26 protein-coding genes are annotated in these 20,275 nt (G+C 43.7%); 4 read left to right on the top strand and 22 right to left on the bottom strand.

Features of this window, described 5'->3' with window-relative positions:
• Positions 1-28 precede the first annotated feature (28 nt).
• From FD960_RS01615 to FD960_RS01575, 9 genes are all read right to left on the bottom strand, one after another.
• A complete protein-coding gene (locus tag FD960_RS01615) occupies positions 29-1,135 on the bottom strand; it encodes an N-acetylneuraminate synthase family protein (protein WP_215299414.1) in 1,107 nt (368 codons plus the stop codon).
• Between the two features lie 718 nt (positions 1,136-1,853).
• Positions 1,854-2,879: a UDP-2,4-diacetamido-2,4,6-trideoxy-beta-L-altropyranose hydrolase gene (gene pseG, locus FD960_RS01610; RefSeq protein WP_215299413.1), complete on the bottom strand. Its 1,026-nt coding sequence runs from the start codon at positions 2,877-2,879 to the stop codon at positions 1,854-1,856.
• Positions 2,872-3,597, bottom strand: a complete 726-nt coding sequence (locus tag FD960_RS01605) for a cytidylyltransferase domain-containing protein (RefSeq protein WP_215299412.1) — start codon at positions 3,595-3,597, stop codon at positions 2,872-2,874. The genes pseG and FD960_RS01605 overlap by 8 nt, the downstream gene beginning before the upstream one ends.
• Positions 3,594-4,775, bottom strand: coding sequence for a UDP-4-amino-4,6-dideoxy-N-acetyl-beta-L-altrosamine transaminase (gene pseC / locus FD960_RS01600; RefSeq protein ID WP_215299411.1), 1,182 nt, complete (start codon positions 4,773-4,775; stop codon positions 3,594-3,596). Before pseC ends, FD960_RS01605 begins: the two co-directional genes overlap by 4 nt.
• Before the next feature lie 2 nt (positions 4,776-4,777).
• On the bottom strand, positions 4,778-5,776 hold the full coding sequence (gene pseB, locus FD960_RS01595) for a UDP-N-acetylglucosamine 4,6-dehydratase (inverting) (protein WP_215299410.1): 999 nt from the start codon (positions 5,774-5,776) through the stop codon (positions 4,778-4,780).
• 193 nt (positions 5,777-5,969) lie between these two features.
• On the bottom strand, positions 5,970-6,845 hold the full coding sequence (locus tag FD960_RS01590; protein WP_215299409.1) for a Wzz/FepE/Etk N-terminal domain-containing protein: 876 nt from the start codon (positions 6,843-6,845) through the stop codon (positions 5,970-5,972).
• Positions 6,846-6,905: 60 nt separating this feature from the next.
• Entirely contained in the window at positions 6,906-7,886 is a 981-nt protein-coding gene (locus FD960_RS01585; RefSeq protein ID WP_215299408.1) for a GDP-L-fucose synthase, read from the bottom strand.
• Between the two features lie 7 nt (positions 7,887-7,893).
• Complete coding sequence (gmd, locus tag FD960_RS01580) at positions 7,894-9,021, bottom strand: GDP-mannose 4,6-dehydratase (RefSeq protein ID WP_215299407.1); 1,128 nt, start codon at positions 9,019-9,021, stop codon at positions 7,894-7,896.
• Between the two features lie 24 nt (positions 9,022-9,045).
• Complete coding sequence (locus FD960_RS01575; protein ID WP_215299406.1) at positions 9,046-10,569, bottom strand: mannose-1-phosphate guanylyltransferase/mannose-6-phosphate isomerase; 1,524 nt, start codon at positions 10,567-10,569, stop codon at positions 9,046-9,048.
• Between the two features lie 228 nt (positions 10,570-10,797).
• On the opposite strand from FD960_RS01575, the gene FD960_RS01570 reads away from it, so the two are divergent.
• Complete coding sequence (locus FD960_RS01570; protein ID WP_215299405.1) at positions 10,798-10,944, top strand: hypothetical protein; 147 nt, start codon at positions 10,798-10,800, stop codon at positions 10,942-10,944.
• 24 nt (positions 10,945-10,968) lie between these two features.
• Here the strand turns inward: FD960_RS01570 and FD960_RS01565 are convergent, their stop codons facing one another.
• The 11 genes from FD960_RS01565 to FD960_RS01515 form a co-directional block, all read right to left on the bottom strand.
• Positions 10,969-11,508 (bottom strand): HPP family protein, encoded by a 540-nt coding sequence (locus tag FD960_RS01565; RefSeq protein WP_215299404.1) that lies wholly within the window; start codon positions 11,506-11,508, stop codon positions 10,969-10,971.
• Positions 11,509-11,626: 118 nt separating this feature from the next.
• A complete protein-coding gene (locus FD960_RS01560; RefSeq protein ID WP_215299403.1) occupies positions 11,627-11,935 on the bottom strand; it encodes a high-potential iron-sulfur protein in 309 nt (102 codons plus the stop codon).
• Between the two features lie 159 nt (positions 11,936-12,094).
• Positions 12,095-12,328, bottom strand: coding sequence for a hypothetical protein (locus tag FD960_RS01555; RefSeq protein WP_215299402.1), 234 nt, complete (start codon positions 12,326-12,328; stop codon positions 12,095-12,097).
• A gap of 8 nt (positions 12,329-12,336) precedes the next feature.
• Positions 12,337-13,158: a GTP cyclohydrolase I gene (gene folE, locus FD960_RS01550; protein WP_215299401.1), complete on the bottom strand. Its 822-nt coding sequence runs from the start codon at positions 13,156-13,158 to the stop codon at positions 12,337-12,339.
• 94 nt (positions 13,159-13,252) lie between these two features.
• Positions 13,253-13,624, bottom strand: coding sequence for an MAPEG family protein (locus FD960_RS01545; RefSeq protein WP_215299400.1), 372 nt, complete (start codon positions 13,622-13,624; stop codon positions 13,253-13,255).
• Positions 13,621-14,295, bottom strand: a complete 675-nt coding sequence (gene plsY / locus FD960_RS01540) for a glycerol-3-phosphate 1-O-acyltransferase PlsY (RefSeq protein ID WP_215299399.1) — start codon at positions 14,293-14,295, stop codon at positions 13,621-13,623. Before plsY ends, FD960_RS01545 begins: the two co-directional genes overlap by 4 nt.
• 62 nt (positions 14,296-14,357) lie before the next feature.
• Complete coding sequence (gene xerD, locus FD960_RS01535) at positions 14,358-15,302, bottom strand: site-specific tyrosine recombinase XerD (RefSeq protein WP_371817436.1); 945 nt, start codon at positions 15,300-15,302, stop codon at positions 14,358-14,360.
• Positions 15,303-15,347: 45 nt separating this feature from the next.
• Complete coding sequence (locus FD960_RS01530) at positions 15,348-15,626, bottom strand: type II toxin-antitoxin system RelE/ParE family toxin (RefSeq protein WP_215299398.1); 279 nt, start codon at positions 15,624-15,626, stop codon at positions 15,348-15,350.
• Entirely contained in the window at positions 15,626-15,835 is a 210-nt protein-coding gene (locus FD960_RS01525) for a ParD-like family protein (RefSeq protein ID WP_215299397.1), read from the bottom strand. The genes FD960_RS01530 and FD960_RS01525 overlap by 1 nt, the downstream gene beginning before the upstream one ends.
• 118 nt (positions 15,836-15,953) lie before the next feature.
• On the bottom strand, positions 15,954-16,124 hold the full coding sequence (locus tag FD960_RS01520) for a CopG family antitoxin (RefSeq protein ID WP_215299396.1): 171 nt from the start codon (positions 16,122-16,124) through the stop codon (positions 15,954-15,956).
• The gene (locus FD960_RS01515; RefSeq protein ID WP_062307848.1) at positions 16,117-16,602 is read right to left on the bottom strand and encodes a YajQ family cyclic di-GMP-binding protein; all 486 of its coding nucleotides are present in this window, start codon (positions 16,600-16,602) and stop codon (positions 16,117-16,119) included. Before FD960_RS01515 ends, FD960_RS01520 begins: the two co-directional genes overlap by 8 nt.
• Before the next feature lie 128 nt (positions 16,603-16,730).
• Between FD960_RS01515 and murB the strand changes: the two genes are divergently transcribed.
• Positions 16,731-17,771, top strand: a complete 1,041-nt coding sequence (murB, locus tag FD960_RS01510) for a UDP-N-acetylmuramate dehydrogenase (protein WP_215299395.1) — start codon at positions 16,731-16,733, stop codon at positions 17,769-17,771.
• On the opposite strand, the gene FD960_RS01505 is transcribed toward murB, so the two are convergent.
• Positions 17,772-18,020 (bottom strand): HigA family addiction module antitoxin, encoded by a 249-nt coding sequence (locus tag FD960_RS01505; RefSeq protein ID WP_215299394.1) that lies wholly within the window; start codon positions 18,018-18,020, stop codon positions 17,772-17,774. It abuts the gene before it with no gap.
• A gap of 121 nt (positions 18,021-18,141) precedes the next feature.
• Between FD960_RS01505 and FD960_RS01500 the strand changes: the two genes are divergently transcribed.
• Together FD960_RS01500 and FD960_RS01495 are read left to right on the top strand one after the other, a co-directional pair.
• Positions 18,142-18,429, top strand: a complete 288-nt coding sequence (locus FD960_RS01500) for a type II toxin-antitoxin system HigB family toxin (RefSeq protein ID WP_215299393.1) — start codon at positions 18,142-18,144, stop codon at positions 18,427-18,429.
• A complete protein-coding gene (locus FD960_RS01495) occupies positions 18,417-18,839 on the top strand; it encodes a type II toxin-antitoxin system HigA family antitoxin (protein ID WP_215299392.1) in 423 nt (140 codons plus the stop codon). The genes FD960_RS01500 and FD960_RS01495 overlap by 13 nt, the downstream gene beginning before the upstream one ends.
• Here the strand turns inward: FD960_RS01495 and xseA are convergent.
• Positions 18,836-20,047 (bottom strand): exodeoxyribonuclease VII large subunit, encoded by a 1,212-nt coding sequence (gene xseA, locus FD960_RS01490; RefSeq protein ID WP_215299391.1) that lies wholly within the window; start codon positions 20,045-20,047, stop codon positions 18,836-18,838. The two genes, FD960_RS01495 and xseA, sit on opposite strands and share 4 nt — an antisense overlap.
• Positions 20,048-20,275 lie beyond the last annotated feature (228 nt).

Raw genomic sequence — 20,275 nt, 5'->3', positions numbered from 1 at the left:
ATTGAATAAAAAATAATAATTCTTTTAATTAGAACTCAATACTTGAAAATCTTGAAAAATCACGCCAAGCAGTTTTACCTAGAAGCTTGAAGTACATACTGGGAGGAAACCCTCCACCACCTGAGACTCTTCTCATAGATAAATTAGCTTCTGTGAATTTTTCGCCAAACTTAATATCGGCGGACGCAACAATTGAACGCTGAAATTCAAATTTAGAGACCCCTTCTTTTTGGGTTGGACGTACCAGTGGACTTCCAAGCATCACCTTCGCGGTCTTGATATCTCTCACCCAATTGGCCAAACCAATTGGGTCCTCAGAGAACCAATGATCTGGTCCTGGCAGATCATGGGATAAAGTAAAGTGCTTTTCAAAGAAAACTGCGCCCAATGAAACGGCTAAACTTGATGCTAACGAACCTTGGGTGTGGTCCGAAAAGCCTATAGGAACCATTGGAAATGCAGCTCGTAAAGTGCTAATTCGCCTAAGATTAGCATCTTCTGGCGGGGTGGGATATTGTGAAGTACAAACCAAAAGAATTACTGGATAACCTTCAAATACCCCCGCTACCTCAAGAGCCTGATACACATCTGATAGGTCAGACATACCACTAGATAGAATTAAGGGCAATCCCGATCTAGAGTAATCTCTTATTAAGGGAAGATTTGTGAAATCATCAGAACCGACTTTGATTGCAGGAATGCCCAATTTCACAAGAGTGTTTAGATCTGATAAATTTTGAGGAGTAGATAAAAAAATTATGCCCTCTCTTTCACATTCCTTTTTGATAATTGACCATGATCTTTCAGGGAGCTCATGGCGCTCGAACATTGCAAGCATAGATTCAGTGACTTCAACCCCTTGTGACTTATATGTAAACATTTGAGATGCGTCATTAACAAACTCAGCAGCCTTAAAAGTCTGAAACTTCACAGCATTACAGCCGGCCTGAGCCGCAACTGAGATCATTTCTAGGGCGCGCTCAAGACTACCATTGTGATTTATTCCAACCTCAGCAACAATAAATGGGGGAAGCTCGGACCCAACTAATTGCCCAGCAATATCAATACCATTGACCATGTTACTAACCCTCTTCCTTAAAATAACCCTCGGAGAATCGACTAAATAATTAGCCATCAATTAATTACAGTAAAGCAATTAAGAAGCCCCAGGAGTCGTTAAAATTCCTCAAAATTTAGTTACATCCTGACCCATGCAGTATATATCTTTCAGCTTTGCCGTTGATCGATATCGCCTACTATGTTTATAAATATTTGAAGTCATAGGAGGGCTATTACAGTACTTGAGTTTGGTGATGGCAAAAGTGAAAGCACTCCCTTTCTTAAGCATAGATATTGAATTATCTAAAATGGTACTGAATGGGCTAGCTGTAAATTCACTAAAAGAAATTTTTAGATATTCAAGAAAGAAAACCTGTGATAACCCCACAATATCTATTCTAATTTAACTCCAATTTGATACGAATCCTGAGAAAGTAACTCTCAAAATCAATAACATATAAATCATAAGAAGATGCGTACAAAGCTTATTAAAAATCAGGGCACAGTTAATATTTATAGCATTCGTTGGTTGTCAATTCAGGATGAAAACTAAAAAATTAGAATTCATTCAATTAATATGTTCGCAGACATATTTTGTCGTACAAATTCAGAGGCATTGAAAATTTTTAATTTTAGACAAGTATCATCTTGTGATGCTGTTTCAAAAACCTCATTTCAAATAAAATATTTAATTAGAGAATAGTCTTAATAGAAGGGAGTGGGACAAATAGATCTCTAGTAAATATTTTTCGCAAATAATTGACTAACAGATAAAAATATAGCGTTTATGCCAATTATAAAAACATCATCATCTCATTAACAACCTTTGCTGCACCTTGACCATCAACCAGCCTCATGCTACCGACGCTAATTTTTTTCCTTAATGACTTATCTTTAGCAAAATTAGAAATTTCTAAGGCAATTTTTTCAGCTGTCAATGTTTCGTACCACCCAAGAGATACTCCAGCTTCAGCCTTGGCCATAGCAATTGCAGTATCTTTTTGATTATCCGCCAGGGTAATAACCAGTGATGGAAGGCCCATATATGCAACCTCAAGAGTTGTTGTGCCGCCACCAATAATTGCAAAATCTGCCCACGCCATTAATGCTGCCATATTCTCTATATATCTAGCAGCATTAATTTTATGCCTGGTATATTTATTAAGGATATCAATATTTTCTAGCGCCTTATTCCAATGCAAATTACTTGAACCACCCACTAAAAAAATATCAAGCTCAAAGTCTTTTACTAACTTCAGTGCCTCTAAAACCTTAAGCATCACCCTCTTTTCGGCACCCCCCCCTAGAGTGATTAATAAATTCTTATTACCTCTTGACACTTGCTCTCTACTGTAGTCAATAAACTCATTACGTAATAATGAGTAGGCGGGGCCCATTAGCAATTTAGCATTGGACACAACCCTGTATTTATATGAGGCATGTGAAAAGTTTTGATTTAGGATAATATCTGCATCGTAAATATCAAGATTCGCCATATCATCGATGATAAGCAATCGACATCCTAAATCTCGAATGGCCCTATGATCCGTTGACTGAAATTCATACCCATCTAAAACTACCCAGTCCAAGGGGTTAACATCCTCCGGTAAAAGGCGCCCTAAGTTACCGGCTCTATCTAAGGATGAAACCTTATGACCCAAAGCTCGAAGACGGTTAATCAGAATTTCATCCTCTATAAAACCAAAGAAGCATGTTGACAGCCCAACGGCAGCGGCAGCATTTGCTAAGGCCATGCAGCGCATTAAATGGCCAGTACCAACTTCTGGATTAGCATCGACCCTAAAGATAATTTTACTCAACAAGCTCTGGCATCCTACTAGCAAGAAATTCTGCAAATTGAAACTCAAGTTCGGTATCAATATCAATACTGCGCTCTAGTGGCATCTCATATGCCGCCAAAGGATAGGAATAATAATTCTTAGTTTTTTTAAATTCCTCTACATTGCAGATCGATATTGCACCATTGCACCTTGCCAATAAAGGAACTAGCGCATTGCTTCGAGACCCGGTTTGATTTAAGTATTCTGGATGGAGCGGTGTTAACCATCCATCATCTAAAATAAGGCTACTAAAGGGTGAATGCACTTCACGTGAGACGCTCATCAGAAACTTGGCACCAGTTTTTAGATATACGTCTACTGCACCTTCAATATCCGAACTTTTACAAAAAGGGGAGGTTGGTAGCAAAATAATCAGAGTATCAAAAGCCTCACCATGTAATTCAAACCATTCAAGAGCATGCAAAGCCACCTCAACCACACCCGCAGGATCTTTTGATAAAACTTCGGGGCGCATAAAAGGAATGTCGACATTGAATTTCCGTGCCTCATCGGCCACCTCATCATCCTCGGTGCTGACACATATTCGATCAATTAAAGAAAGATTTTGAGCTCGCTTAATCGCGCGTCCAAGAAGGCTAACCCCTAAAAAATTTCGAATATTCTTACGAGGCAAGCGAACTGAACCAGCCTTTGCAGGAATCAGCACCAAAATTTTACCGAGCGACTGATGGGTCATGGCTGATATTTAATCCCTAAAGCTTGACGGAGTGAGGCAACCACATAATCAAAGTCAGCATCCACTAATGAGGGGTACATAGGCAAAGAGATTGCCTCCCTGTAATACGCCTCCGCATTAGGGCAGCAACCAATATCAAATCCATGACGATTCTTGAAGAAAGGTTGATGATAGATCGGAATATAGTGAACATTTACCCCGATACCCAGGGCGCGCATACTCTCAAAAACCTCAAGCCTGGTCTTTTTAATCGCATCCGTCTTTATTCGAATTACATAAAGATGAAAACTGGAATAACTATCTAGATCTTGCCAAGGGATAGTCACCGGCAAAGAAGCTAAAGCAACATTATATTTTTTAGCGATACTTTGCCGCGCCTCAACAAATTCATTCAGTCTTTGTAGCTGACTTAACCCTAAGGCCGCTTGAATATCTGTCATTCTGTAATTAAAGCCAAGCTCAATTTGCTCATAGTACCAAGGACCAACATTCTGATTCATCATTTCGTTTGAATTTCGGGTAATTCCGTGACTTCTAAATATTTGCATGCGACTTGCCAACTCCGCATCATTTGTAACGGCAACCCCACCCTCACCCGTAGTAATAATTTTGACTGGATGAAAACTAAAAACGGTAATATCGGAATATCGACAATTTCCTACTGGTTCATTTTGGTATCTTGCACCAATGGCATGTGATGCATCCTCGATAATTTTAAAGTTGTATTCATCGGCCAATTGCCGCACTCTTTTCATGTCGCAAGATTGACCTGCAAAATGTACGGGTACAACTACCTTGGGTAAGACACCCTTCTTTTTTGCTATACGAAGTTTCTCTTCCAAAGCATCCATAGAGAGGTTATATGTAAGAGGATCGATATCAATAAAATCAACTCGCGCACCACAATACAAACCGCAATTAGCCGAGGCGACAAACGATATCGGAGATGTCCAAAGCCAATCACCAGACCCCAATCCCAGAGATAAGCAGGCGATGTGAAGGGCAGATGTCGCACTATTTACAGCGACGGCAAAATTGGCGCCACAGTACTCTGTAATAGCATTTTCAAACTGCGGCACGACTGGCCCTTGGGTCAGCCAATCAGATCTTAAGACATTAATAACAGCGTCAATATCCCCAGCTGAGATATCTTGTCGGCCATAGGGGATATTTCTCACTACTAAATTGCCCCAATTTTTGCGCGGTGACTTTCTATCCAACCCTGAAGCTCTAACACACTCATCTTTTGTTGATTACTCAAGGAGTCATAACTAAAGCCTTCTACTACCTTCACTCCATTTTTAATGCGCAGTGGGTCAGAACTCCACTGATGGATGGCGGGTAAAATTTTAAAATATTCAGGATGCTCATAAGTATGATAGGAATCCTCTGGGCTAATCATCTGCTCATGGAGCTTTTCCCCTGGACGAATGCCAATAATTTCGTGTTCGGCATTAGGAGCGACAGCCTTCGCAATATCCACAATATTCATCGAGGGGATCTTTTTTACATAAACCTCGCCACCAACCATATCCTGAAAAGCGTGCCAAACCAACTCTACTCCCTGCTCTAAACTAATCATAAAACGCGTCATACGCGTATCAGTAATTGGAAGCCTTCCTGAATCTGCTTGAGACATAAAGAAAGGAATAACGGATCCACGAGACCCCATTACATTTCCATAGCGAACAACAGAAAATCTAGTCTCTTGACCACCAGCATAAGAATTTCCAGCGACAAATAGTTTATCGGACGCCAACTTTGTAGCGCCATATAAATTAATTGGGCTGCTGGCCTTATCCGTTGATAAAGCAACAACTTTCTTAATACCTTGGTCTATGCAAGCATCAATCAAATTCATGGCGCCATTAATGTTAGTCTTGACACACTCGAAAGGATTGTATTCAGCAGTAGGAACAATTTTAGTCGCGGCTGCATGCACCACAAAATCGATGCCATGCAGAGCTCTGTGCAATCTCTCTTTATCCCTGACATCACCAATAAAGAAACGAATACGTGGATCAGCCCCATAAATTTTAGCCATTTCCCACTGTTTCATTTCATCGCGGGAAAAAATGATCAATTTTTTTGGCTTAAATTTTTCCAACGTCATGGCAACAAATGCATGCCCGAAAGAACCAGTGCCGCCAGTAATTAAAATACTTTTATTTTCAAACATTTATTGTATTTAAGGAGATGGAAAAAATTAATTAAAAATTACATTCATAAGATACGTTACGTAAAACGTTTTTTCTTATAGCTCGTCAAAAAAATCAGACCTGGCACAACCTTATAATCTTCAGTAACAACAAAGTTACCACTCAAGCCCGCTAATGCCCGATCCCGTGCCTGCATTTGCCCAGAACCCTGCATCATCGTACCGCCTGCCCTTGCTCTTGCTCTTGCATATCTGCTTTGAGCTTAATCCACATCTGGCCGGCCAAGGCTAGCAGCAGACCCAAAAAGAGTCCGCCCAACAATCCAGCAATTAGAACTACCCGCTTCTTGGGGGCAATTGGAGTGTCGCTCACATAAATCGGGGCAATTAAGCGCGTGGCTCTATTCTGGTTGCCGGTCACCACATTTTTGAGGGAGGTGATTTCGTCTAAAAGATAGCGAATCTCATCCCGGGTAGAAAGGTAGGCTGCGCCCACTGCTTGGCCTGTCTTATCGGCCTTTGTAACCAAATCTTTAGCCTTGATTAGGCGCTCCTCATCATCTGCTAACTTGGTTTTAGCTTCTTCAATATAGGGTGCGAGAATTTGAGCTTGGGTCACTTTAATCAACTCAAAGATTGCCTGTGTGCAGGTAGAAGCTGCTTCTGGTGATTGGCCAAAGGTTTTGAGCTCAACCACATTAGCAACCCCTTTAGGCGGCGCTAATTTAATCGCTTTGGCTAAGCTAGCCCCTGGATTAGTAGTATCTTCCTTACCACAACTGCTAAGAACCTGCGGAGTAAAACTGGTTGGCAAGGATAGCCGAGCAATCAAGAGAGATGGGTCCTCAATATTGATACCTAGCGGATTCAGGTTGTTGTTAGCAGCACCAAATTGCGCCATGGCAATTTGAGCAACCGCTTCGTACTGTTTTGGGGTCACCGCTAGGTAGGCTAAAGCGATGACCGATCCCGCTACACCAAAAACCAAGATGATTTTATAGGCGACTTTAAAGAAGCATAAGACATCGAGCAGAGAAATTTCATCATTCACCTGAGTTTTAATCTCTGACTGTTGAATATTATTACCCACTAAACACCTTCACCATTAAATCGACCCTATTATCTCATTATAAAAGTTAGGGCGATTAAATTAATCAACTGAAACCCTTAAGAAGTCCTCATAGGCCATGCTTAGCCCTAAATTGAGGTCAACTTTTGCAAACCACCCCAATTGATTTAGTCTTGTTGAATCCATCCACTTTCTTGGAGCGCCATCAGGCTTAGTGGAATCAAAAATCAGCTGGCCTTTGTAGTCCGTCGCTTTTAAAATCGCCTCTGCTAGTTCGGTGATGGTGACATCACTCCCAAAGCCCACATTAATGTGACTTTGCATCGGCTGCGTGTGCTGGTCATAGATTGCTTTATCCAGATCCATTACAAAGACTGAGGCAGCCGCCATATCATCAACATAGAGAAATTCACGCCTTGGGGTACCGGTGCCCCAAATCACGACCTCGGGTGCATTACTTATTTTTGCCTCATGAAATCTTCTGATGAGTGCTGGTATCACATGGCTATTTTCTGGGTGGTAATTATCCCCAGGCCCATACAAATTGGTTGGCATTACCGATCGATAGTCAATTCCGTAACTCTGACCATACTGGCGGTTATAGCTCTCACACAGTTTAATTCCCGCAATTTTGGCAATTGCATAAGGTTCATTTGTCTCCTCTAGCTTTCCAGTGAGTAGCGCATCCTCCATCATTGGCTGAGGGGCTAATTTAGGGTAAATACAGCTCGACCCTAAAAATAAGATCTTTTTAACGCCAGCCTCAAATGCTTGATGAATGACGTTAGCCTCCATCATCAAATTTTGATAAATAAATTCTGCTGGATAGGTATTGTTCGCATGAATGCCGCCTACCTTGGCAGCGGCTAGATAGACTTGATTCGGCTTTTCAGCCTCGAAGAAAGATCGCACCGCCGCTTGATTGGTTAAATCTAACTCTGCATGCGTTCTGGTAACAATATTTTGATAACCCTGAGCTTGCAAATTACGGATGATGGCTGACCCCACCATACCGCGGTGACCTGCCACATATATCTTTTGATTTAAATCAGAGCTCGTCATATGGCAATTAATTCTCTTTACCCACAGCTACTGAGTAACCATGTTTATGAAGTAATGCATGCTGCCTGGCCCGATCTAAGTCGTTAGCTACCATCTCTACAATCATTTGATCAAGCGTAATTTCCGGCACCCACCCTAATTTTTCTTTAGCTTTTGCTGGGTCACCCAAAAGGGTTTCGACTTCAGTAGGTCGATAGTAACGCGGATCAATTTGCATGATCACATCGCCTACTTTTAAAGCAGGGGCTTTGTCACCTTCGATTGCAACAACAATGGCTTTTTCATTCTCGGCAGAGCCCTCAAACTTTAAGGTAATACCAAGTTCTTTAGCGCTGCGAGTAATAAATTCACGAACAGTGAACTGCACACCAGTAGCAATGACAAAATCTTCTGGTTGATCTTGTTGCAACATTAACCATTGCATGCGGACATAGTCTTTTGCATGACCCCAATCACGCAAGGCATCAATATTACCCATGTATAGGCATTTTTCTAAGCCCTGCACAATATTGGCCAAGCCACGAGTCACTTTACGAGTAACAAAAGTTTCGCCACGGCGCTTGGACTCATGATTAAACAAAATACCATTACAAGCATAAATACCATAAGCTTCACGATAGTTCACAGTGATCCAATAGGCGTACATCTTTGCGACCGCATAAGGACTGCGTGGATAAAACGGCGTAGTCTCTTTTTGCGGAATCTCTTGTACCAAACCATAGAGCTCTGAAGTAGAGGCTTGATAGAAGCGAGTCTTATTCTCTAAACCCAAAATACGAATAGCCTCCAGCATTCTTAAGGGGCCCATTGCATCAACATCAGCGGTGTACTCAGGAGATTCAAATGAAACAGCCACGTGGGACTGCGCACCCAAGTTATAAATCTCATCAGGCTGGCATTCTTGAATAATGCGCACCAAATTACTGGTATCAGTAAGATCGCCGTAATGCAAAATCAAATCTGGATGATTGACATGCGGGTCCTGGTAAAGATGATCAATTCTTTCAGTGTTAAAAGAAGAGGCACGGCGCTTAATACCATGAACAATGTAGCCTTTTTCTAATAGGAATTCAGCTAAATAAGATCCATCTTGCCCAGTAATGCCGGTGATCAGGGCGACTTTTTGTTTGCTCATATATTTAACTTTTTAATTTCTAAACTAACTTCTACCGTAGGTATCTTCAAAACGGACAATGTCATCCTCGCCCAAGTAACTACCGGACTGCACCTCAATAATCTCTAGCGGGGTATTGCCAGGGTTTGCCAAACGATGAGTTTGCCCCTGGGGGATATAAGTACTTTGATTTTCAGACAACATGATCACTTGATCGCCATTAGTAATTTCTGCGGTGCCCTTCACCACAACCCAATGCTCTGCGCGATGATGATGCATTTGTAGTGAGAGGCTAGCTCCAGGCTTTACTTGGATACGTTTTACTTTAAAGCGCTCACCCTCATCTACGCTGTCATACCAACCCCAAGGTCTTGCCACCTTGCGATGGAGATTCTTTTCTTCGCGCTTTTGAGATTCGAGCTGATTGACGATGTGTTTAACGTCTTGACTGTTTTTTCTGTCAGCAACCAAGACTGCATCAGCTGTTTCAACAATGATGAGATTGTCTACCCCTACTGCACTTACCAACCTGCTACTCGAATGAATTAGTGAGTTTCTAGAATTACTTGCTATAGCGTCACCACTGGTGACATTGCCATTTTCATCTTGCTTGCCCACTTGCCACACGGCATCCCAAGCACCTAGATCATTCCAACCTGCATTGAGCTCCACCATCTTCACATTGAACTTGTTTGACTCGGGGCACTTTTCAATGACTGCGTAGTCAATGGATTCACTAGGAATAGTTTGGAAGATTTCTTTATCGGGTCGGATAAATTCAGTCTCTCCAGCTTCATCTGAACTTCTAGCAACCCAAGCAGTTTCTGTGGCGCCAAAGATATCCGGACGAAACTCTTTTAAAGCAGATAGCCAGGTACTCGCTCGCATGACAAACATGCCGCTATTCCACAGATAGCTTCCATCCGCTAAATACGCTTGAGCTGTTTGAACATCTGGCTTTTCTACAAAGCGCTCTACAGCGTATTCACCAATGCTACCTTGTTTCGTATTGCGCATGATATAGCCATAACCTGTTTCTGGTGCTATTGGCGTAATACCTAAGATGGCAATGGTTTTTTTACTGTCATCGGCATTCACAACGGCAACGCAATCTTGCAACGCCTTTATAAAAGCCGCTTGATTTTGAATGGTTTGATCAGCCGGAGTAATCACCAAAATAGGATCAATCTCACCAGCATCTTTCGCCTGAAACGCCGCCAAAGTTAAAGCAGGTGCCGTATTGCGCCCCACCGGCTCTAACAACAAAATCGCATGAATGTCTTTTAACTCTCGCAATTGGTCTAGCGCCAAAAAGCGATGTTCTTCATTGGTCACGATCAGCGTGGAACCTAATTCAATAGCGGTTTCTTTGACTCCGCCCTGATGCTGTTCGCCAATGGCATTAATTCTTTGAATGGCCTGCTGAAACAAACTCTGCTTGGAGTCATCGCCTGAAAGCACTAAAAACTGCTTTGGGAAGCCTGAGCGAGATAAAGGCCAAAGACGCGTTCCAGAGCCGCCACACAGAATGACAGGAATAACCGAAATGGTGGATCTGGTGCTGGTCATGTTGAGGCGGATAAAACCTTTATGTTTTTCTATGATTTTTATAAGTATGTGGCGATTTTAAAGGTTTTATCTACTCACTTTGGCTTTATTGGGCTTTACACAGATTTCAAGAATTTATTAGAATTAAACTAGGAGGGTGATGGCTATCAATCACCCCTTGTAACCCAGCATGGATATCAAAGTGTTCATATGGATGCTGGATCTATAACTAAAACTATTGGAGTCAACATGTCAGCTGGGAACACCCCAAAAATCAATGTTCGCAACTCTGTGATCGAGTGCGCCCAATCCCTGAAAAAGGAAAATGCAGGCAAGTATCACAACTACGGCATTAAAGACTGTATTGCCTCTATTGCCGCTACCAAGCAAAAATAATTACAAAGTATTGTTTTTAAAGGATTAATTTGGTCTGTTGGGGTAGCGTTTACCAGTCAAATTACTGTAAACCGCCCCAGCCAAGACCAATAGCATCGAATCCACCATGACCGGGAAAAATGCGTAGCGGTAATGCATGACATGCCCCAACACCACGATCATGGCCACTGCTGCTGCCGGTGGATGGAGGCAGCGCAATATAAACATTCCCAAAATAGATAGACTGGCAGCCAAAGGCATAGCCAAGAGGGGCTCATTCACCAGATGAATGATGGAGATTCCAACCAAAGCAGACAATGTATTGCCCGCAATAACTGCCCAAGGCTGAGCCATTGGGCTCTGTGGCAGCGCAAAAACGAGAAGTGCACTCGCCCCAAGGGAGGCCATGAGCCATTCATCGAGACCACCAAGCTCACCAAGGTACTTAGCGATAGTGAGTACTAACATCAGACCAATAAGAGCCCCAAAAACAGAGCGAATTCGTTCCACCCAAGCAACATGAGGCTGATCCCCACCCAAATAAAAGGAGTAACGCTTAAGTAGATTTTTGTATTTGTGTCTCATGCTTTTCTTTTGCTATAGCTGACCGATCATAATCCCGCATGCAGTTGAAGTAATCCATGTATCCAACAAAAAAGCTGCCGAAGCAGCTTTTTTAGTTAATACAGAAGCAAATGTAGCATTAAGCCTTTTTAGCGTAAGCAGAGCACCAGCCTTTGCCAGCAACTTGCTTGCCAGCAAACAGTGAGCAACCGCCAGCAGCCGCGCCAACTTTACCTTGGAACAAAGCACAGTTATCGCACTCTTGACCAGCAGCATACTTAGCGTACTTTGCTTTATCTACTTTAGAAGCGTCAGCCTTGTAACCCAAAGCAGCAGCTTGTGGATCAGTTTCAGCAACCATTGCTTGAGCTTGAGAATTGCTGTTCAAAGCCAAGGTGCAAGCACCAGCAGCGGACAAAATCATAAATTGGCGACGGGTAGTTTTCATATTGACTCCAGAGGTTTTAATGAAACGAAATTTGCATTCAAATTGAATCTAGGAGGATCATAGATCAGATGGAATTACTCAACTATAGGCGATATAAGTAATTGATTTATATGTGTTTTTTGTTGAGAATTGTTCTCAACCTCAAATTAACATGCAGGTCTAATGCCAACCCTTGAGATTCATGCAACTAATACGTTGCTTGATGAACACCCCTGAACCTGCTTCGGGATAGGCTTGCGCACACTCAATGACGTCTTGACGAAAAGTAGCCTTATTGTTTTTGGCGGGGTCATCATTAATGTCTGGGTATGTGGAGCACCCCAACATCGTAGAGACTAGCAAAACCCCGATGACTACTTTAGGTAAATTGTGACCAGATGAGTGGTTTGCCATCTTCTGCTTTATCTCTTCTCAAGCAAAGATAAAAACTCTCTACGCAAATTGGAGTCTTTTAAGAAAGCCCCACGCATGACACTGTTAACCATCTTCGAGTCACGATCTTTTACACCACGCCACTGCATACAGAAATGATCAGCATCCATCACGATAGCAACACCAATTGGCTTGATTTTCTTCTCCAGCATGTCGGCCAATTCCACCACTGCCTCTTCCTGAATCTGAGGTCTACACATCACCCACTCGGTAAGACGTGAGTATTTAGATAAACCAATCAAGGCAGACTCCTTGCTTGGTAATACGCCAATCCAAATACGGCCCATGATCGGGCATAGATGATGAGAACAAGCGCTACGAACCGTGATTGGTCCAATAATCATCAGCTCATTAAGGCGACTGACGTTAGGAAATTTTGTGAGAGTCGGCTGCTCAATATAGCGGCCATTGAATACTTCCTTCACAAACATTTTTGCAACTCGCTGACTAGTGCTCTTGGTGTTGTGATCACTCTCAGTATCAATCACCAAGCTCTCTAATACTGCCTGCATCTTTTCAGCGACTTCATCTACCAAGCCATCTAATTCACCAGGCTCGATAAATTTAGAGATATTGTCGTTCGCATGAAAGCGTGCTTTTTGAGCTTCGATACGACGACGAATCACTACTGACAACGGAGTGCCTGCATCACTCTTTTTGTCGGCAGCTTTCTTGACCTGCGCCTTTTTAACTGGCACTTGCTTTGCTGATGTCTTAGTTGAAACTTTTTTAGCGACCGTCTTGACTGTCTTTTTAGGTTCGGCCTTAGGGGGAGTTTTTTTAGTTGGCATAGAAGTTGGAATATTCCTGAGAAAAGATTGGGGTAACTTACTTTGCTTAATTGCTTCTGTGAATTAGCTGAATAAGTTGACTTAGTTGCTCTAATTAAATTTGAAAGAAAATGGCTACGACGCAGGCAATACCAGCCAGCCAAACCGTTGATCTGGCGGTAGGCCAATTCGCTACATAGCAAATGAGATAAGCAATTCTCGCCACTACAAAACCTAAGGCCAATAAATCTAACCTCCCTTGCGGTGCGTGAGAAATAGAGGCAATGATGACTGCGGCAAAAAATAAGGGGAGCGATTCAAAGAGGTTGGCTTGAGCGGCATTAGCACGTGCCCGAAAGCCAGTTTGCTTTGCTAGCCACTGACGAGGCGAGGCATTGTCATAACCCTCAAAACCCTTCTTGGCGATACCTGCTGCGACATAAGGCAACAAACCCATAAAGAGTACGCAAGCAAATGCAATGGTCATGATTGAGGCTCTTTCTGGGCAATGGCTTCTGCTTTTTGTTTTGCCTTTTTTGCACCGATGCGTGACTCCGTGCCATTGAGCAGATTTTTAATATTGCTACGATGGCGCCAGATCAACAAGAAGCAAACAACCAAGAGTGCAATGCCCATGGGCTGAAAGCCAAACAAGAAAACGAAATAGATTGGGCCGAATATCGCAGCAGCCAATGCAGCAAGCGAGGAATAACGCATGAACATCGCCACAATGATCCAGGTGCTTAAAGTTGCCAAACCAAGGATCCAATTAATACCAAACAAAATACCGCAAGCGGTAGCGACACCCTTGCCACCCTTAAAGCCATGAAAGACTGGGAACAGGTGCCCCAAGAACACTGCGAGCACCACTCCGCACAGCAACCAAGAATTGAGCGTCGAAGTTAATGATTCATCACCCAGCAGAACTCTAGCCAACATCACGGCAAAGTAACCCTTTAGAGCATCGCCGATCAATGTCAGAACAGCGGCCAGCTTATTACCCGTCCTGAGAACATTCGTAGCACCAGGATTACCTGAGCCATAAGAATAGGGGTCAGGCAAACGCATGCACTTACTCACCACTACCGCAAAGGAGATCGAGCCGATGAAATAGGCCAGCGGAATTAACAAAAGACTGAGGTTCGGGTTGAAATCCATAGCGCTATCTTAATCACTTATGTACTTTTGTATCGAGAGTTCGATCTTTGGTGGGCGGGATATTAGGAGCCACGCGGGTGGTGCTGTTGATGAATGGATTTAAGGCGCTCTCTAGCCACGTGGGTATAGATTTGCGTAGTAGAGATGTCAGCATGGCCCAAAAGCAGTTGCACTACCCTTAAATCCGCGCCATGATTGAGTAAATGGGTCGCAAAAGCATGGCGCAAGGTATGCGGAGACAAAGCCACAGGAATATTGGCAATCGTGGCATACCGCTTAATTAATGCCCAAAAGGCTTGGCGCGTTAAACCTGTTCCAGTATGTCGACCTACAAAGACAGCATCCGAGGTCTTACCCTCCAGCAAAGGCGTTCTGGCTTCAGCCAGATAACGACGCAACCACTGCCCTGCTTCTCCACCAAACGGCACCAGGCGCTCTTTACCGCCTTTACCGTTCACAATCCGAACCACACCCTCATTTAAACCCAATGCCACTGTCTTGAGAGAAACAATCTCTGAGACACGTAAGCCACTGGCATACATCAACTCCAACATCGTGCGATCACGCAATCCCAGCGGAGTATCAATATCAGGAGCATTGAGTAACGCAGTCACCTGATCTTCACTCAATGTCTTCGGAAAGCGTAGTGCCTGCTTGGCGGCGCGCAAGCCAATACAAGGATCACTCTTCACTAAATTAATACGAAGGGCGTGGCGATAAAAGCGCTTGAAGACAGTCAGACGTCGATTGGCTGTCGTAGCCTTATCAGCGCGACGATGCGCTATATAGGCCGTGAGATCTTTTTCTGTAACGCTGTAAAGATCAGCACCAGATTCTTGAAAGAGCCACTGGGCCAAGAGTAGCAAATCGCGGCGATAGGCGGACAAACTGTTTTGCGCCAACCCATCCTCAAGCCAACAAGCATCACAGAAGCGCTCAATGGCCTCTTGGCTTACCGATGGAATCGACGGCTTATGCAGCGGAGTTAGACTCTGATCAGTAGTCACAATAAGCCTAAATAATGTTTCAAATTACTTAGAATAAAACCCAACTTAATCATCCTGCCGCTTTAAGTCACGATAGAAATTTTCATGCGGGCCAAAAGTCAATAACTTAATACTTTCTTCATCCAAAATTCGATAAGCCAGCAGGCATTGTTGCTGTGAAAGTCGAAACTTGAAAACTCGTACACCCAATAGGTCTCCAACCTTAGCCTCTCCAATGGATGGATCTGAACCAATAGATTTGACCGCGTCATCCAACTCAGATTTTTGATGTGGGTGTAATTTTTTTATCGCTTTTACAAACGAGGCCGTCAGGAGTAAGCGCATCAACTAAATACATACTCGCCGATGATCGGCTCTTGATCCGCAATCAAAATCTCTCGAATCATAGAAAACGGTAAATCTGGATTTTCTTGAGCAACCCTACCAATCTGTGACCAGTATTCAATTTGCTTGGGCACCGAACGGTGCTCAATTTGCCCGTAAGCTTTAGCCTGCTCCACCAAATTTTCAGATAATTTAACGTTAATAGACATGCTTCTCTCCTTGAGATGAATCCATTATAGCTCCATAAGTTCCAAAAAGGAACCTTTTAATCCAAAAAGATTCGTAGCCGCTTAACGTACTCAACCACCCCCTTGGGTGAATGTTGGCCTAGTCAGCTAAATTCGCAACCAAATGACTAAGCTGAGCCTTCTCAACGCGAAGAAGCTTTGATAGATCAAAGCAACTAGAGGTATCGTACTGCTTCCAAAAGGCGCACTCCTCTTGCTCGCTTGCAAACTGAGGAATGGGCTTACAAGAATTTGCTTTAGATTTAGTCACGGAAGTTATTAAAGCCCAAAGGCGCTTCAGTGACTTCCTTCTTGAGCAAAGCCATGGTCTCTTGCAAGTCATCACGCTTGCCGCCCGTGACACGAACTGCATCACCCTGAATACTGGCCTGCACCTTGATCTTGCTATCTTTAATGATGCGCACTACTTTTTTGGACAGCTCAGAAGTGATGCCCTTCTGGATTTTCATAGTCTGTTTGCGCTTATCGCCGCCAATGGTCTCAGTTTTGTCATCTTTGAGATAACGCACATCCACATTGCGCTTAGCCATCTTGCTGATGAGCACATCCCGCACTTGACCCAATTTAAAGTCATCATCACCAAAGAGGATCAAAGTCTCATCCTTTTGCTCAACGCGACTATCGGAGCCCTTAAAGTCAAAGCGATTAGTGATTTCTTTATTGGACTGCTCGATCGCGTTTTTCAACTCAATCATGTCGGGTTCGCACACTACGTCAAATGATGGCATATCAACTCCTTAGTTAATCTTGAGTAATCTTGGATACTCTGTTCCGGCAAATCTATTGGGCTCTTGGACTTTCTCTCATTTTGGAACAGAAAGACCTCAGTAAATACGATTGCGAATAAGATTGTGGCATGAACTCCGCACAAAATGCGCCCAACTCGCCAAAATTGACGCCCAATATGGGCTTAAAGCATCGCAATACCTTTGGCTTTGAGGTCTGTGCGGAATTGGCCTATGAGATCACTGCCGCAGAACAAATTCCGGGGCTGATGCAGCAAATCGCAGAACAGAAATTACCTTGGCGAGTGCTTGGTGGTGGCAGTAATGTGATTTTGCCCAAGCTATTGCCTGGCGCAACCCTGCTCATGAATATCCCCGGGCAAGAGATCACCCAGTCTGACGAAAGCAATGCCTTGATTACGGTAGGCGCTGGAGTCAATTGGCATGAATTTGTTTCCTGGACCATAGAGCAGCAATTGCCAGGCCTTGAGAATCTCGCCCTCATACCTGGAACAGTTGGCGCAGCACCCATTCAAAATATTGGAGCCTATGGAGCGGAAGTTGCCGACTTTATTGACAGCATCGAAGCTTTCGATACCGTGACCCATGCCTTTGTCACACTCCCAAAAGAAGCCTGCCGATTTGCTTATCGCGACAGCTACTTCAAGCAAAATCCCCATCGATTTATCTTGACAAAGGTCGCCTTTAAAATCCCCAAAGCTTGGGAACCGCGACTTCAATATGCCGACATAGCCAAACAGTTTTCCGCTACAGATGCCAAGCCAACTGTGCAGCAAATTTTCACGGCGGTATGCAACATTCGTTCACAGAAATTGCCCGATCCTAAAGTCATTGGTAATGCTGGTAGTTTTTTCCAAAACCCCATTGTTCCTGATCAGCAATATGGAGATCTGCTAAAGCAATATCCCCAACTAGTGTCTTATCCAGACCAAGCGGGTATGCGTAAACTTGCCGCTGGTTGGCTCATTGATCAATGCGGCTTTAAAGGTCTACGGGCTGGGCCTGTCGGCGTTTACCAAAATCAAGCTTTGGTTCTAGTCAATCATGGTGATGGCACGGCTGAAGATATTCTTGGTTTAGCTAAATCTATTCAAGACAAAGTGCGTGAAGTCTATGGCGTTCAGCTTGAGATTGAGCCAAATATTTTTTAGTTAGCGTAAGTGCTTGTTATACGTAGCCTGCTGTCTCAGCCAAACGCTGGCCGCGCCCCCTCTATCAACCCCTAGCCACCGCTCTATGAGCACTGCCATTGCTGGCGTAATTTCTGATTCCCCATGAATTACGGCGATAAATTCAATCCGCGCAATGCCTAGTAAATCAGCTGCCTCTGCCGGATCAATGCCTAATGCTGGAAGAATGTCCTCTTTGATGACTAAACCGGGATGCGGTGGATTGTGCACGGATGGGGCTTGCTTGTATTGATTGAGCAATCAATCATAGTCACCTTCACCAACATTAAAGCAATCATGGTTATCAACATTTCTCTTATTTGTAATATTGCAAAATGCAATATAATTTCTCATGAGAGTTATTTCAAATCGCCGTCTCTTAGAGTTTTCAGCCAAGCATAAAGATTCACAAGAGCCACTCCAAGCATGGCGGAAATTGATGGAGTTTGGATTCTTTAAGAATTTTTCTGAAATGAAGCAAGTCTTTGCATCTGCAGACAAGGTTCGTGATTTATATGTTTTTAATATTTGCGGCAATAAATATCGCTTGGTTGCCTACTTACAGTTTGAGAGAAAGCTTTGTTACATCAAAGCCGTTTTAACTCATAAAGACTATGACGAAGATGGGTGGAAAAAATGAACTTAAATGATCTACAAAAAGCCTGGGAAGCGCTTTCTAAAACCGTTGACTTAAGCCCCATTCATTCTGAAAAACAATATCTGAAAATGGTTGAACTTGCGGATATGCTGAGTGATGTCATTGGATCCTCTAAGAAACATCCCCTTCTTGATTTGTTTGAACTCACAAGCGAGTTAATTCGAGCCTATGATCTGGAGCATTTTGATGTCCCAGACGCCAAACCCCAGGCACTTCTTTCATTTTTAATGGAACAAAACAATCTCAAGCAATCTGATTTACCTGAGGTAGGGAACCAAAGCGTTGTTTCGCAAATTCTTTCTGGTGCTCGGCAACTTAACGTGCGCCAAATTCACTCTTTAGCAAAACGTTTCAAGGTGCCAGCGGGAGCTTTCTTCGAGCGAGCTTATTAATCCACCCTTATCTTTGAAAACTCGACCTCTACCTGACCTTCTGCCAAGCGCACTTGGAATGCATCTTTAGTATTGAGCTCTTTGGGATTGCGTACTGCATGCATTGCTTGCTCGTCTTTACTTAAGATGACTGCGTAGCCACGCTCTAGCGTTCTTTGAGGATTGAGCATTTCTAGTTGAGATTGGTAATGGCCTTGGTTGCGCTTCCAGCCCTCTACTCGCACAGCCCACGCTTGGTTGAGTCGTTGTTGCCAACTGGCGATTTGTTCGCGCATGCGATCTGGGTTCGGCAAAGCATGGCCTAAGCGCAAAGCCAATTGATCCAAGGTTTGAGCTTCTCGCTCTACACGCTGGCTCACTCTTTGCAACAACGCTTGCATGATGGCATCAAGCTCTTGCAACATTTGATCGCGGCGTGGTGCCGCCAACTCTGCCGCGCCCGTCGGGGTCGGCGCTCGCAAGTCAGCAACAAAGTCAGCAATCGTGACATCGGTTTCATGACCAACACCACTGACAATTGGAATAGGTGATTGCGCAATCGCATACGCCAACTTCTCATCATTAAATGCCCAGAGGTCCTCAATACTGCCGCCACCCCTCACCATCAAAATGACATCAACCGCATTTTCTTGTTCAGCCGCTTTGAGTGCGGCAATAATCCCCGCGGGGGCATCTGGCCCCTGCACCAACGTTGGATAAATCACAATCGGAATATGTGGCGCTCTTCTAGCTAGGGTACTTAAGACATCTTTTAAAGCGGCCGCCTGTGGCGAAGTCACGATACCAATGGCTCTTGGATGACTTGGAATGGGGCGCTTGTTCTCAGCATCAAATAGACCCTCTTTGGCCAATTTAGCTTTCAGCTTGAGGAAGGCTTCATACAAACCGCCCATTCCAGCGCGACGCATGCTTTGCACTGTGAGTTGGATATCTCCACGCGGGACATAAAACCCCAGATTGGCAGCCACCTCCACTAAATCCCCAGACTGGGGCATAAAACCTACCTGCCCATTGCGACCTCGGAACATCACGCACCGAATCTGCCCCTCCTCGTCTTTGAGTGAAAAGTACCAGTGCCCACTGTCATATGCCTTGAAATTGGAAATCTCCCCGCTCACCCATACAGTATCGAAGCGCTCCTCCAAAGAGCTCGCAATGGCGCGGTTTAGATCGCCAACACTCAGAATTTCCCTTGATATTTCCGACATTTTTTCTCTTTTTCTACAGAACCATCAGGCTTGGAGGGCAATAAATATCCACAGAAGCCAATTTGCATTGGGGCTAAGTACTATAAGTAAGTAATTACTGACCCGAATCGTCTCATAAATCCAACAGATAATCTCTATCTTATTGATTTATATCATAAATTATTACGCCCAATTTTGAGTAAATTCCCCCAAAATAAGGCGCTCTCACGATCAATCAAGGACTTACAA

Origin of the sequence: Polynucleobacter sp. AP-Nino-20-G2, assembly GCF_018688235.1 — a bacterium.
Classification (GTDB): domain Bacteria; phylum Pseudomonadota; class Gammaproteobacteria; order Burkholderiales; family Burkholderiaceae; genus Polynucleobacter.
The sequence above is the reverse complement of the archived record's forward strand: the minus strand, read 5'-3'. Positions and strand labels throughout refer to the sequence as shown.

Excerpts from the sequence above, each read along its gene's own strand:
- FD960_RS01500 (WP_215299393.1), top strand. The coding sequence starts at position 18,142 with ATGAGAGTTATTTCAAATCGCCGTCTCTTAGAGTTTTCAGCCAAGCAT.
- FD960_RS01545 (WP_215299400.1), bottom strand. The coding sequence starts at position 13,624 with ATGACCATTGCATTTGCTTGCGTACTCTTTATGGGTTTGTTGCCTTAT.
- FD960_RS01525 (WP_215299397.1), bottom strand. The coding sequence starts at position 15,835 with ATGTCTATTAACGTTAAATTATCTGAAAATTTGGTGGAGCAGGCTAAA.
- FD960_RS01585 (WP_215299408.1), bottom strand. The coding sequence starts at position 7,886 with ATGACGAGCTCTGATTTAAATCAAAAGATATATGTGGCAGGTCACCGC.
- FD960_RS01570 (WP_215299405.1), top strand. The coding sequence starts at position 10,798 with ATGTCAGCTGGGAACACCCCAAAAATCAATGTTCGCAACTCTGTGATC.
- FD960_RS01565 (WP_215299404.1), bottom strand. The coding sequence starts at position 11,508 with ATGAGACACAAATACAAAAATCTACTTAAGCGTTACTCCTTTTATTTG.
- FD960_RS01530 (WP_215299398.1), bottom strand. The coding sequence starts at position 15,626 with ATGCGCTTACTCCTGACGGCCTCGTTTGTAAAAGCGATAAAAAAATTA.
- FD960_RS01605 (WP_215299412.1), bottom strand. The coding sequence starts at position 3,597 with ATGACCCATCAGTCGCTCGGTAAAATTTTGGTGCTGATTCCTGCAAAG.
- pseB (WP_215299410.1), bottom strand. The coding sequence starts at position 5,776 with ATGTTTGAAAATAAAAGTATTTTAATTACTGGCGGCACTGGTTCTTTC.
- xseA (WP_215299391.1), bottom strand. The coding sequence starts at position 20,047 with ATGTCGGAAATATCAAGGGAAATTCTGAGTGTTGGCGATCTAAACCGC.
- gmd (WP_215299407.1), bottom strand. The coding sequence starts at position 9,021 with ATGAGCAAACAAAAAGTCGCCCTGATCACCGGCATTACTGGGCAAGAT.
- FD960_RS01555 (WP_215299402.1), bottom strand. The coding sequence starts at position 12,328 with ATGGCAAACCACTCATCTGGTCACAATTTACCTAAAGTAGTCATCGGG.
- murB (WP_215299395.1), top strand. The coding sequence starts at position 16,731 with ATGAACTCCGCACAAAATGCGCCCAACTCGCCAAAATTGACGCCCAAT.
- folE (WP_215299401.1), bottom strand. The coding sequence starts at position 13,158 with ATGCCAACTAAAAAAACTCCCCCTAAGGCCGAACCTAAAAAGACAGTC.
- plsY (WP_215299399.1), bottom strand. The coding sequence starts at position 14,295 with ATGGATTTCAACCCGAACCTCAGTCTTTTGTTAATTCCGCTGGCCTAT.
- FD960_RS01615 (WP_215299414.1), bottom strand. The coding sequence starts at position 1,135 with ATGGCTAATTATTTAGTCGATTCTCCGAGGGTTATTTTAAGGAAGAGG.
- FD960_RS01515 (WP_062307848.1), bottom strand. The coding sequence starts at position 16,602 with ATGCCATCATTTGACGTAGTGTGCGAACCCGACATGATTGAGTTGAAA.
- FD960_RS01575 (WP_215299406.1), bottom strand. The coding sequence starts at position 10,569 with ATGACCAGCACCAGATCCACCATTTCGGTTATTCCTGTCATTCTGTGT.
- FD960_RS01560 (WP_215299403.1), bottom strand. The coding sequence starts at position 11,935 with ATGAAAACTACCCGTCGCCAATTTATGATTTTGTCCGCTGCTGGTGCT.